The organism is Streptomyces sp. NPDC016640 (assembly GCF_043076215.1).
Lineage (GTDB): Bacteria > Actinomycetota > Actinomycetes > Streptomycetales > Streptomycetaceae > Streptomyces.
In genome coordinates this window covers 76,629-89,428 of sequence record NZ_JBIBRG010000011.1, presented here as the reverse complement: position 1 = coordinate 89,428, position 12,800 = coordinate 76,629, and the positions used below count along the sequence as shown (strand labels likewise).

Annotated in this window: 9 protein-coding genes; 6 read left to right on the top strand and 3 right to left on the bottom strand. The window is 74.3% G+C overall.

Going from position 1 to position 12,800, the window contains the following annotated elements; all coding sequences use genetic code 11:
- Positions 1-561: 561 nt before the first annotated feature.
- From ACF07S_RS22610 to ACF07S_RS22590, 5 genes are all read left to right on the top strand, one after another.
- Positions 562-1,134 (top strand): GNAT family N-acetyltransferase, encoded by a 573-nt coding sequence (locus ACF07S_RS22610; RefSeq protein ID WP_391962957.1) that lies wholly within the window; start codon positions 562-564, stop codon positions 1,132-1,134.
- A gap of 437 nt (positions 1,135-1,571) precedes the next feature.
- Entirely contained in the window at positions 1,572-2,534 is a 963-nt protein-coding gene (locus ACF07S_RS22605) for a DUF5937 family protein (protein WP_391974929.1), read from the top strand.
- A gap of 532 nt (positions 2,535-3,066) precedes the next feature.
- Positions 3,067-3,414, top strand: coding sequence for a chorismate mutase family protein (locus tag ACF07S_RS22600; RefSeq protein WP_391962959.1), 348 nt, complete (start codon positions 3,067-3,069; stop codon positions 3,412-3,414).
- The gene (locus ACF07S_RS22595; protein ID WP_391974928.1) at positions 3,411-3,917 is read left to right on the top strand and encodes a hypothetical protein; all 507 of its coding nucleotides are present in this window, start codon (positions 3,411-3,413) and stop codon (positions 3,915-3,917) included. Before ACF07S_RS22600 ends, ACF07S_RS22595 begins: the two co-directional genes overlap by 4 nt.
- Positions 3,914-4,249, top strand: coding sequence for a hypothetical protein (locus ACF07S_RS22590; protein WP_391974927.1), 336 nt, complete (start codon positions 3,914-3,916; stop codon positions 4,247-4,249). The genes ACF07S_RS22595 and ACF07S_RS22590 overlap by 4 nt, the downstream gene beginning before the upstream one ends.
- 221 nt (positions 4,250-4,470) lie before the next feature.
- Here the strand turns inward: ACF07S_RS22590 and ACF07S_RS22585 are convergent, their stop codons facing one another.
- Positions 4,471-7,683: an amidohydrolase family protein gene (locus ACF07S_RS22585; protein ID WP_391974926.1), complete on the bottom strand. Its 3,213-nt coding sequence runs from the start codon at positions 7,681-7,683 to the stop codon at positions 4,471-4,473.
- A gap of 588 nt (positions 7,684-8,271) precedes the next feature.
- Between ACF07S_RS22585 and ACF07S_RS22580 the strand changes: the two genes are divergently transcribed.
- Positions 8,272-10,185, top strand: a complete 1,914-nt coding sequence (locus tag ACF07S_RS22580) for a BTAD domain-containing putative transcriptional regulator (RefSeq protein WP_391974925.1) — start codon at positions 8,272-8,274, stop codon at positions 10,183-10,185.
- Positions 10,186-10,194: 9 nt separating this feature from the next.
- Here ACF07S_RS22580 and ACF07S_RS22575 read toward each other — a convergent pair whose 3' ends face one another.
- Both ACF07S_RS22575 and ACF07S_RS22570 read right to left on the bottom strand, forming a co-directional pair.
- On the bottom strand, positions 10,195-11,886 hold the full coding sequence (locus ACF07S_RS22575) for a bifunctional 3'-5' exonuclease/DNA polymerase (RefSeq protein ID WP_391974924.1): 1,692 nt from the start codon (positions 11,884-11,886) through the stop codon (positions 10,195-10,197).
- A gap of 54 nt (positions 11,887-11,940) precedes the next feature.
- Positions 11,941-12,720: a Clp protease N-terminal domain-containing protein gene (locus tag ACF07S_RS22570; protein WP_391974923.1), complete on the bottom strand. Its 780-nt coding sequence runs from the start codon at positions 12,718-12,720 to the stop codon at positions 11,941-11,943.
- Between the last annotated feature and the right edge of the window lie 80 nt (positions 12,721-12,800).

Sequence of the window (12,800 nt, the reverse complement as noted above, 5' to 3'; positions counted from 1 at the left end):
CGGGCAGGGCGGCGCCGCTCAGGGCGTGCTCCGGCCGTGAGATAGGGATGTGGTGCGGGATGTCGTGGAGGCTGGGACCGTCACTCGGGTCGTGACGTCCCGGGCGAAGCCGTCGACGGGGTCGAGGGCCTGCGCCGTGTCGGTGTGGGGTTCGCGGGGCGGACGGGGCCCGTCCGGCAGCGGGTCGGCGAGCCGCTCACGCCGGCCGCGGACGTCCGCCGGGGCGGTCGCGTCCGGACCCGGGTCGCCGCGGCTGTCCGCCACCGCGCGCACGCCTGCCACAAGGGCGTGGAACGCGGTACGAAGGGCGGGCCGCTCGCGGCCGGACGACGGTGGGGGTACTGCCCCGCCGCTTATTCGTCCGCTGTGAGCCGGCTGTGGGATGTGGTCGGATTCCGGCTGTGTACGAGTCCTGTGAGTCCTGACGTGTGCCCAGGACCGTGCACGTCACCGCATCGCGTCATGTTTCCCCCGTTGCAAGTGCCACTGGCCAGGCGGCGCCGTGGAGTCTAAGTTGCTGGTGACTTAGTGTCAATCCCCTGACTACGGAGCTGAACGCATATGGACGCGACCGTGATGGCCCGGCCGGTGACGACGGAGCGGCTGGTCCTCCGGCTGTTCACGGCGGACGACCTCGACGACATGCACGCCTACCAGGGGCTCCCCGAAGTGGCCAGGTTCCTCTACCGGCCGCCGCGGGACCGCGGGCGCTGCGCCGAGGTCATCGAACGCATCGGGAAGGGCACGTCCTGGAAGGAGGACGGCGACAACCTCACGCTGGCGGTGTGCCGCCGTGACGTCCCCGGGGTGATCGGCGAGGTGCAGGTCACCCTCTCCAGCGCGTATGCGCGCCAGGCCGAGATCGGGTGGGTCTTCCACCCGGACCACGGGGGCCGGGGCTATGCCACGGAGGCCGCGCTCGCCCTGCGTGACCTGGCCTTCCAGCAGTTGGGCGTGCACCGTCTGTTCGCCCGTATCGACGCGGACAACACGGCCTCCGAGCGGCTCTGCGAGCGGCTGTCGATGCGCCGTGAGGCCCATCTGATCGAGAACGACCGCGACGACCGGGGCTGGGGCAGCGAGTACGTCTACGCGGTCCTCGCCCGGGAGGTCGACTCCGCCGGGACCGAGTAGGACGGTGCCCGTCCCTCGGCGGCGGGGGGCCGGGGAAGGTACCATTTCCAGCCGTGTTCATGGCCGGTTCCGTCTGGGGCGTCCCTGGTTCCGCGACCGGGGAGACGGCCCTCGCGCCCGTTCCCGTCCGGCCCCCCGGCGAGGTAGGCCCGGGCCCCGCCGAGGCCGTGCGCCCGTGCCGGGAACGGCGGGGGCGCACGGTCTTTTCGTCACGGGCGGGACGTGTCCCGTTGCGGCTACGTTGGTGTGGGTGTCCGGATCGCGTTGCGCATGCGTACCTTCTCCGGCCTACCGTGCACGGGCACCTCTCCACCGGGGGCGGAACGAGGCGCGGGGCGGCCGCGAAGCGGTGGGGACGGACCGGTACGCAGAGAAACGGGGGAACGTTGATCAGCTACAGTGCGACCGCCGACGACGTCGCGAGGGTTCGGTTCTCGATGTCTCCGCTGGGGGAGACCGTCTACAGCTTCCGCATGCTGGCCTCGCCGGAGCGCAGAAGGCAGCACCAGCCGTGGGTCGACGACGTCCTGCACCGGCTGAAGGACCTCCGCCTGCACCCGCTGCGGGCCGTGATCCCGCCGACCGGATACGTACCCGACTTCCTGACGCCGGCGCCCACGGGCACGCCCTCGAGCATCGAGGACGAGCTGGAGGCGGTGCGCGCCACCCGTCCCGCGCACTTCGTCGACGAGGTGGCCTGGCTGGTGGGGGACACCGGGACGCCGGCCGCCTGGCGCCGGGAGGCGGCGCCGCTGCACCAGCGGATGCTGGACCAGCCCGAGAAGGCTCTCAGGCAGATCACCCAACTGCTGCGCACCTACTGGAAGGTGGCCCTCGAACCGTACTGGCAGAGGCTGCACGGCGGGCTCGCGTCCGACATACGCTCCCGGATGCGGGTGATGCAGAGCTCAGGGGCGGCCTCCGTCTTCTCCACCCTCAACGAGCGCATCGGGTGGCACGACGACCGCCTCACCGTCCGCAGCAGCTACGCGTTCGAGGAGACCCTCGGCGGCCAGGGCATCGTCCTCGTGCCGAGTGTCTTCTGCGGTCCGGAAGTGCTGACCATGCTGCCGCCGCTGCAGCCGATGGTGGTGTACCCGCGGCCCGGGGTCGTGGACCTCTGGCGCCACCACGGCGAGGAGCGCCCCAGCCCGCTCAAGGCGCTCCTCGGCGGTGTCCGGGCCGAGGTGCTCGAGGCCCTCGTCACCCCCGCGTCCACGGGCGACCTGGCCGTCCGGATCGCCGTCACCCCGGGGGCCATCAGCCAGCACATCTCGGTGCTGCGCAGCTGTGACCTGATCACGAGCCACCGGTCGGGGCAGCGGGTCATCCACTCGCTCACGGAGACGGGCGAGGCGCTCGTCCGCGGTGCCGGGCGCTCCGTCGGCCGCGTCGTCTGACCGTCGTCCGAGGTCCGTGGCTCATTGTCCGAGGTCCGCCGTCCTCGGTCCGGGCCGCCCGTCGGTACCGCCTGTCCGGAGGCGCTTTTAGCCACAGCTAAAACCTTTGGGAGCTCTCCTCGCGGTGTGTTTGGCTCACAGCGCCACGTCGGCAGGGCGCGGGCAAAGGCGCCGCGCGACCTGCCGCACCGAGTCCCCGCACCCGCCCGCCCACCCGCTCGGAGGTACATCCCGCTGCCCGCGATCGCCGGGCGTACGGCCGTACTGGGCCGCGCGCACCGCTCGCGGACGGCACCGTCGTCCCACGCGCCGCCACCCCCCTGCATGCCCCGGACCGACATCCGCACGGAAGGAGCCGCCCGCGCCCGACCGGCACGCCGCAGCACCGCGTCCCCCTCATGGCCAAGACCTTGCGCGACACCCATGGGGCCGGCCACGCCCGGACGACGCCGCCGAGCCGCCCAGCGGCCCGGAGGCCGCCACACCCGGAGGAACCGGCCCGTTCCACCACGACATTCGGAAAGGCACAGGCATGACGACGACCCCGAGTGCTGACGTCGGTCTGGCGGGTCTGCGCGCCGAACTCGACGGTGTCGACGCCGCACTGCTCGACACCCTGAAGGCCCGGATCGACATCTGCGTGCGCATCGCGGAGTACAAGCGGGAGCACGGTGTCCCGATGATGCAGCCGCACCGGATCGGCATCGTGCAGGAGCGCGCCGCCCGCTACGGAGCCGAGCACGGCGTCGACGGAACGTTTCTGCGGCGGCTGTACGACCTGATCATCGAGGAGACCTGCCGCGTGGAGGACCTCGTGATCGACGCGATCGACGGACCGGACACGGGTGACCGGCGGCCGGTCGGGGACATCGCGTCATGAACCGTCCCGTCCGCACGCTGCTCGTGGACAACTACGACTCGTTCACCTACGACCTCCATCAACTCCTCGGCGAGGTGCTCGACAGCGCCTCCCGGGCCGACGGCGACTCCCGCTTCTCCTTCCTCGGCGACGGCAGCGGACCGCTCGCCGAGTACCTCACCTACCGTGTCGCGACCCGCACCGTGCGGATCGAGCGTGCCGGCCGCCCCGACGAGCTCGTGGCCGGCGGTTTCCTCGACTACCTCGACGCCGAGTCACGGCGGCGCGCGCTGCCGGCCGACCCCGGGCTGCCGTTCGGCTTCAACCTGGGCTACGTCGGCTACCTCGGCTGCGAACTCAAGGCCGAGGCCGGGGCGTCCGCCGCGCACACCGCGCCCACCCCGGACGCGGCGCTGCTCTTCGCCGACCGTGCCGTCGTCGTCGACCACGGGACGATGGCCGCGGCCGTCGTCGCCGGTTCGGCCGAGGGGGCGTCCGTGCCGGCCGGGGCGGTGGACGTGTGAGCCCGGCCCTGGAGGTGGCGCTCCCGGTGCCGGGGCCGGAGGCGGTCCCCGGGGCCGCAGGGGAACGGGAGGTCCGCGCGGTCCTCGCCGACCTCGACGGCCAGATCATCTCGTTGGTGCTGCGCCGGGCCGAACTCGCCCGGCACGATCAGGCGCTGCGGCGGCTGTCGGGCCTTCCGGTGTCGGAACTCGCCTGGGAGAACGGGGTACTGGCCCGGTACGCCGGCGAACTCGGCCGCCAGGGGGCCGACATCGGGCGGGCGCTGCTGATGCTGTCGCGGCTCCCGTCGGCGCACCCGCCGGCCGGGGAGGGATCACCGGAAACGGAGTGACCCGGGAACGCGGGGCGGGGTGAGAAACGCGAAGGCACCCGCGGAGGATTCCACCGCCGGGTACGGGGCGGGTCCTTCGGGGTGCTCTCGCATTCCCCGGAATTCCGGTGGGGAATTCCGGTGGAACGTACGGCACCGGCGTGCGCGCCGTCCCCCCGGAATTCCCCCCCGCGCCTGTGCGGGGGGAATTCCGAGGGATTTCCGGTGCGGCGCTCCCGAATTCAGCGGGAGCGGCAGCAGCCCGCGTGCCGCCATTCCGCCCCGTGCCAGTAGTGCGCGGCGTTCCCGCGGGCGCTGGGCGCCGCGGCCCGGACCCTGTTGCCGGGTGCGCCGTCGCCGTCGCCGGCGACCGCGGCCGCCGCGGACGGACGGAACGGTTCGAGGAGTTCCGGCACGTCGTACGCGTGGCCGCCGACCATGACCCGGCGCACCGCCGCCGCGGCGCCGATGTCGGTGAGCGGGTCACCCTCGACGCACACCAGGTCGGCCAGGTGGTCCGGGGCCACCCGGCCCAGTCTGCCGCCGAGGCCGAGCGCCCGGGCGGCGTTCCCGGTCGCCGTGAGCAGTGCCTCGCGCGGGGTGAAGCCGTACTTCACCAGGACCCGCAGGTTCTGGTGCAGGCTGATGCCGATGTCGTCCAGGGCCGCGTCCGTGCCCGCCACGACCAGCCCCCCGGCCCGGTGCACACGCAGCAGCATGTCGCAGTCCCCGACGGTCCAGGCGTGGTTGAGCCGGGCCTCCGCGCTGTCCGACGCCGCGTCCGCCGCCTTCCGGAGCAGCCGGGCGTACTCCCACTCGGGGTAGAGCACCCGGGTCCGCTCGTCCTCGACGAGCGAGCGGTCCTCGACGAACAGCTCGGAGGCGAACAGGGTCGTCGTGGAGATCCACATCCCGCTCGCCACCAGCAGGTCCACCGAGTCCTGGAACGTCCGCCCGGCGGCGAAGCTCAGCGTCCGCGAGTAGCCGAGGCGGTTGCCGCCCCCGGTGTGCTCCATGCCGTCCAGGCCGGTACGGGCGGCCGGGTAGAGGTAGTGCGAGGTCACCGGGACACCGGCGGCGTGCCCGCGCGCCACGAGCTCCCGCTCGTACTCCACCGGCAGCCGGATGTACGACTTCAGCAGGTCGTAGCGGAGGGCCAGCGCGCGCCGCAGGTCCCGGTCCAGCTGGTCGCGCGAGAACACCGGCCGCATGGAGCGGTGGCGCCCGCGGGTTCCCTCGAACCCCTCGCCGGAACCGAAGTAGCGCGGCCCGACCTTGGCCCCGGACGCCAGCGCCTCCCGCGTCTCGACCATCTGGTAGGCGGGGTCGGCGGGGGTACGGCTGGTGGTCACGCCGTACGCGAGCCAGGCGCGGCCCTGCCGGTCGCCCCACTGGGGGCCGCGCCAGTGCCAGTGGTTGTGGGTGTCGATCAGGCCGGGCACGACCGTGAGGTCCGCGGCGTCGACGACCCGGTCGCCCCGCACGCTCCCGCGGCGTACGACCTCCTCGATCCCCTCGCCGCGCAGCACGACGTCCACGTCGTGCCGCAGCGAGCCGGACGTCCCGTCCCACACCGCGCCCGCGCGCACGACGGTGCGCCCGGCGGGGGCCGGACGGCGGGTCCAGGTGAGCCGGGTCGGTACGGTGCGCGGCGTACCGCCGTCGAGGCCGACCGTGCGCAGCCGGCCCAGGGAGAGGTAGAGCAGGGTGCCGGCGCGCGTGGCGACGGAGAGCGAGTCGGCGGTCTCCTCGGTGATCCGCACCGGTTCGCCGGTGATCCGGCCGGCCGTGTCCACCGGCACCTTCCACGCCTGGCTCTCGATCCCGACGACGAGGTACCGGCCGTCGGGCGTCCACAGCGGGCCGTCGCCGCTGCGGGTGGAGACCGAACGCCCGGGGGCCACGGCTTGGTAGCGCACTTCGTGCGTGGTCAGGTCGACGGTGAGGATCTGGTTCACGCCGTTGCCGCTGCGCCTGGAGTACGGGGCGGCCGCGGCGAGGGCGAGCATCCGGCCGTCCGGCGACCAGGCGGGCGGGCCGGGCTGGTACAGCGCCGGGACGACCTGGGTGACCGAGCCGTCCGCGAGGGTCAGCACCCAGGTCGCACCGCTCTCGTCCTGGTACGCGATGCGCGAGCCGTCGGGTGACCAGCGGGGCGAGAGCTGGGCGTTCGGCAGGGCGGTGAGCCGCTCGGAGGCGCCCCGCGCGATGTCGTACCGCCACAGGTTCGCCGTGCCGGCCCGGTCGCTGACGTACACGAGGGAGCGGCCGTCGGGCGCCCAGTCGGGGGAGGAGTTGAAGTAGCCGTCGGCGGCGATCCTCACGGGCCGCCCCGCACCGGTGAGCAGCCACAGCGCGTTCAGCGCCCGGAAGGCGATCTTCCGGCCGTCGGGGGAGAGCGCCGGGTCGGCCAGGCCCAGGACGTCCCGGGGGCCGTCGCCGGTGAGGTCCGGGCCCTTCCGCCCGTCGTGGTCCACCCGCCGCACCTCGACCGTGGCGGTGAACGGGATCTCGGTACGGCCGCCGCCGAGACGGCGGCGGCGGATCCGGCCGTCGGCCGTGTAGAGCAGTTCGCCGGCCGACAGCCAGACCGGGGCGAGCGGGAAGACGTCCTCGTCCTCCGTCAGGGCCCGGTCGTCCACCATGAGTTCGGCGCGCGCGCCGGTGACCCGGACGTAGGCGAGCCGGCGGTCGTCCGGACCGAACGACGGCGCGTACAGGGCGGCGTCCGAGGGGCCGGTCAGGAGCGTGCGCGTCGCGCCCGTGGCGATGTCGACGGACTCGATCGAGCCGTACTCCGCCACGTACGCCACCCGCCGTCCGTCGGCGGACCACGTCGGCATCGACACGTTCCGGTCCCCCCGGGTGATCACCCGCCGGGCACCGGTCGCCGTGTCCAGGACCTCGATCCGGCCGGTGTTGTCCCGGTCCGAGGCGAAGGCGACCAGGCGGCCGTCCGGGGAGAACCTGGGCTCCTGGTCGTATCCGTCGCCGGTGGTCAGCCGGCGCGCCCCGGACCCGTCGACGCCGATGCGCCACAGGTCGTAGGTCCCCTCACGGAAGGACTGGAACACCAGGCTCTTCCCGTCCGGCGCCCAGTGCGGCTGCGTCGCGTCCAGCGCGTCGCCGGTGAGCCGGCGTGCCGTGCCGCCCGCCGCCGGCAGCAGCCAGATCGCGTTGAGCGCGTCGATGGCGAGCGTCCCGCCGTCCGGCGACAGCGCGGCGCACAGGTTGGCGCTCTCCTGGGTGTCGACCCGGACGAGGCCGGTGGCGGCCGCCTCACCGGCCGCGCCCTCGCCGGCGTGCGCGACGCCGCCGAGCGGGCCCTGCTCGCCCGCGAGCCAGAGCGTCCCCAGCCCGACGGCACCCGAACGGTGCAGCAGAGCCCGGCGGGACAGCAGGCCCGGGCCTTCCCCGGTAATTTCCTCGGGTGCTCCGGAACTCTGTGATCCCACAGCGATCCTCCCTCGTGCGGAGGCAGACAACGCACCGTCATTCCCCCGGGTGAACCGGCCCTGTTGTCAGGGCATGCGTTCGTGCAGTGCGTCGAATATAGGGTATCGGTCATTGCGGTGGAGGGGGTCGAGGAGAATTGCCGAATGTCCCTGGGACGGGAATTCCCGTGCCCGGTCCCGGGGGCCGGGAATTCCGCCGCCGGGGATCCGGTCCATTCCGGTACGCGGCGGGCCCCGCGTTCGCCCGGGTGCGGTATCCGCCCCCGGGCGGACGCCCGGAACCGGATGCGGCCGGCCCGTGGGCGCGGGCCTGGTCCGGCGGGTTCCTGGAAGGCCTGCGGGAGCCCGCCGGGCGCCGGTCGTCCGACCCCGCAGGCAAAAAGGCGAGGGGCCCGGTCGATCGCACTGCCGACCGGGGACCCTCGTGGCCGGACCGGGCCGCGGCGGCGTCACTCCCCCGAGCTGCGCGTTTACGCGCGCGCCCCCGGGGCCGGATCCGATGTAGTGATCACATCAGATCTTGCCAACGGATGGCTAACATGTGGCCGTTGGCACTCGGTTCAGGCACCCGGAAGGCAGTGGTGCGGCGTGACACGGCGCGGGCTGCGGTTCGGACTGCTGGGGCCGCCGGTCCTGTACGACGGTGGCTCCGGGAACGGCCCCGGTCTCCCCGCCGAGCCCGCCGAGGGCGGACGCGCGGCGTCCGTACGGGCCGTCGGCAGCCCCAAACTGCGCATCCTGCTCGCCGCGCTGCTGCTCGACGCCGGACGCGTCGTCTCCGCCGAGGCGCTGAAGGACGCGATGTGGGGCGGGGCACCGCCCGCCTCCGCGCAGCCCTCGCTGCACAACCACGTGGCCCGGCTGCGGCGGTTGCTCGACGGCCCGGATCGGCTGGTCACCGTGCCCACCGGGTATCTGCTGCGGGTCGGTGAGGGCGAGGTGGACCTCCACGTCTTCGACGCGCACACCGCCGCGGCGCGTGCCGCGCACGCCGGCCGGGACTGGGAGCGCGTGGTGGGCGAGTGCGGGGCCGCGCTGGCGCTGTGGCGGGGGACCCCACTGGCCGGACTGCCGCCGGAGGTGGGCGGTTACGCCCTGGTGCGGCGGCTGCGGGAGGCGCGGCTGCTGCTCCTGGAGTGGCGGTACGACGCCGAACTCGCCCTCGGCGGCGAGCGTCTGGCGGGGCTCGTGCCCGAGCTGGCGGCGCTGGCCGCCGAGCATCCGCGGCGGGAGGCGTACCACCGTCAGCTGATGCTCGCGTTGCACCGCACCGGCCGTCCGGCGGAGGCGCTGGTGGTCCACCGCGATCTGCGGACCCGTCTGGTGGAGGAACTCGGCGTCGAACCGGGGCCGGGCGTGCGCGAGGCCCATGTGGAGGTGCTGCGGGGGAGCGGCGAGGGGGCCGGCCCCGACGCGGCGGCGGAAGCGGAGGCGCCGTGCCCCGCTCCGGGGCCCGCCGTGCCCCGTCCCGCGCAACTGCCGCCCCCACCCGCCCACTTCACCGGCCGCACGGACGTACGGGAGGAACTGCTCCGCGTGCTCGGCCGGCATCCGGGACCTGCCCTTCCCGCCCCCGTCGTCGTCATCAGCGGTACGGCCGGCATCGGCAAGAGCGCGCTCGCGCTGCAGGTCGCGCATACGCTGAAGGACCGTTTCGGTGACGGTCAGCTGCACCTCGACCTGCACGGCGCGAGCCCCGGCACGGCCCCCCTCACCTCCGCCCGGGCCCTCACCGCACTCCTCCGCGACCTCGGCACCGCACCCCGCGACATTCCCGAACACCCGGATGCCGCTTCGGCGTTGCTGCGCACCCTGCTCGCGCCGACCCGCACCCTCCTGGTGCTGGACGAGGCCGCGAGCGCCGCGCAGATACGGCCGTTGCTGCCCGCGGGTCCCGGCTGCGCGGTGATCGTCACCAGCCGCTCGCCCCTCACCGCCCTCGACGGGGCCGCCCGCTTCCCGCTCGCCCCGCTCTCCGACGAGGACAGCGCCGCCCTGCTGCGCGCGGCCTCCGGGCGGGACGGGCTCGGCGCCGGACACCCCCTCGTCGCGCTCACCGGCCGCCTCCCCCTGGCCCTGCGCGTCGTCGCGGCCCGCCTCGCCGCTCGCCGGGCCCTCACCCCGGACGCACTCGCCGGGCAACTGTCCGCCGCCGGCAGCCGGTTGCCGCACCTGGAGTACGACGACCTCAGCGTGCGCCGTTCGCTGGCCGTCGCACACGACGCGCTCACCGCCTCCGAACGCGAGGCCGACCGCGACGCGGCCCTCGTCCTGCGCCACATCGGCGCCCTGGACCTGCCCGCCTACGGCGCGCCCCTGCTGGCCCGTCTCACCGGCACCGACGAACACCGCGCCGAGGCCGCGCTGAACCGGCTCGTCGACGTGGCCCTCATGGAGGAGACGGCGCACGGCCGCTACGTCCCGCACGACCTGGTCCGCGACTTCGCCCGCGAGCGCGCGGCCGGGGACGCCGGCGACCGCGGGGACGCCCGCCCCCTGTGACGAGGCGGATCACTTGGCGTCCGCGTAGCACTCCACCACCGCCGTCGTGAACGGGAAGCGCACCGGTGTCTCCCCGAACGTGAGGCGGCCCGCCAGGTCCGCGGCCCGCCGGATCGCCTCCGTCACCGTCTCCGCCTCCTCGGCGGGACAGTGCACGATCACCTCGTCGTGCTGGAAGAAGACCAGTTCGGCCGCCATGCCGCTCAGGGCCTGCCGCAGTGCCGCGAGCAGCAGCAGCGCCCAGTCGGCGGCGCTGCCCTGGACCACGAAGTTGCGGGCGAAGCGGCCGCGGGCGCGGGAGCCGGACGAGGCGTGGCCCGGTGTCCACGGACGGGAGCCGGCCGCCTGCTCCTCCTCCGCGGCCGGGATGCCCGCCTCCTCCGCCGGGTCGTCCGCCGTACCGGCGGCCGGCGGGCAGGTGCGGCCCAGCCAGGTGCGTACGAGCCGGCCCTCCTCGCCCGCGCGGGCGGCCTCGTCGACGTACGCCACCGCCTTGGGGAAGCGGCGCCGGAGCGCGGCGAGGTTCTTCAGGCCGTCGCCGGAGGTCTGGCCGTAGACCGCGCCGAGGACGGCGAGTTTGGCCTGGGCGCGGTCGCCGGAAAAGGCGCGGTCGGAGACCGCCTGGTAGAGGTCGGTCTCCCGGCCGGCCACCTCCATCAGCCCGGGGTCGCGGGAGATCGCCGCCAGCACCCGCGGCTCCATCTGGTCGGCGTCGGCGACGACGAGCCGCCAGCCCGGGTCGGCGACGGCCGCACGGCGGATCACCTTGGGGATCTGCAGGGCGCCCCCGCCGTTGGTCACCCAGCGGCCGGTCACGGTCCCGCCCGCGAGGAACTCCGGCCGGAAGCGGCCCTCGCGCACCCAGTCCTGCAGCCAGGACCAGCCGTGGGCGACCCAGATCCGGTACAGCTTCTTGTACTCGAGCAGCGGTTCCACGGCCGGGTGGTCGACGGACCGGATCTCCCAGCGGCGGGTCGAGGAGACCTTGACGCCGGCCTGGGCGAAGGCCTTGACGACGTCGGCGGGAAGATCGGGCCGCACCCGGCGGCCGAAAGCGGCGGACACCTCGTCGGCGAGCTCGGCCAGCCGGCGTGGCTCGCCGCCGCCCGCGTACCGCTCGCCGAGCAGCTCGTGCAGCAGCGCGCGGTGCACGTCCGCCCGCCAGGGCAGCCCCGCGCGGTTCATCTCGGCGGCCACCAGCATGCCCGCCGACTCGGCGGCCACCAGCAGCCGCATCCGGTCGGGGTGCGCGGTCGCGTCGGTCCGCCGCTGCTGCCCGGCGTAGACCGCGAGGAGGTCCGGCAGGGGCACCCGCGCGGCCCGCGGTTCGAAGAGGGGTGACTGCGCACCCGGGGCGGCGGGGCGCTGCGGCGGATCGGGCGGTACGGGACCGCCGCGCAGCCGGGCCAGGGCGGCCGCGGCCGAACGGGGCTGCCCGTAGCGCCCCTCGTGACCGAGGAGGAGCGTCTCGGCGGCCTCGATGTCGTATCCCCGCTCCACCCGCACCCCCGTGGCGAGCAGGCGGGGGTAGACCTCGGCGGTGGACCGCCACACCCACCGGGTGACACCTGGACGGCCGCGCACGGCCTCGGCGAGGTCCGCCTCCCGCAGCACCGGGCCCGCGGGCAGCCCGTCCGGACCGAGGGGGGCGACGTCCACGCCACCGTCCTCGGCCGGAGCGAGCGCCCACCGGCCGGTCATACCGCGAGTGTGGCAGGGGGGTCCGACAACGGCCGCCGACCGGTGTCCCGGTGCTCAGCCCTCCTGCGCGCTCTCGCCCGCGCCCGCGCTCTCGTCCGCGCTCTCGCCCTCCGTCCGGGTCTCGACGTACTGCGCCAGCAGGTCGGCGACGTACCGCTCGGTGGCGGTCTTGTCGACGCCCAGGCCGCTGAGGAGGCCCTCGCCGTTCTCGTGCTCCAGCAGGGCGAGCAGGATGTGCTCGGTGCCGATGTAGTTGTGGCCGAGGCGGAGGGCCTCGCGGAAGGTGAGTTCCAGGACCTTCTTGGCCGCCGGGTCGAACGGCACCAGCTCCGGGGCGTCCTCGACGGCCGGCGCGAGCGCCGCGCGGGCGGCCTCACGGACCGCCTCCACGGTGACGCCCTGCTCGGTGAGCGCCTTCACGGCCAGCCCCTGGGGCTCGGCCAGCAGACCCAGGACCAGGTGCGCGGGCAGGAGCTCAGCGTTGCGCGCGGCCTGCGCCTCGTTGTGCGCGGCCATGACCGTGTTGCGGGCGCGGGGCGTGTAGCGGCCGAAGCCCTGGCTCGGGTCGAGGTCGTTGCCCTCCTTGGGCACGAACCGCTTCTGGGCGGCCTGCCGGGTGACGCCCATGCTCTTGCCGATGTCCGTCCAGGAGGCACCCGAACGCCGGGCCTGGTCCACGAAGTGGCCGATCAGGTGGTCGGCCACGTCGCCGAGGTGCTCACCCGCGAGCACCGCGTCCTGAAGCTGTTCGAGGGGCTCCTCGTGGACGTTCTTGATGGCCGCGATGAGGTCGTCGAGACGCACGGATGACTTGATGGCTGGGTTCGTCGTCATCTGTCAACCGTAGGTTGACAGCGGGAGAGTGTCAACCCGAAGTTGACACCTTCGGGTGAACCCGCGCGGCATGGCACGAT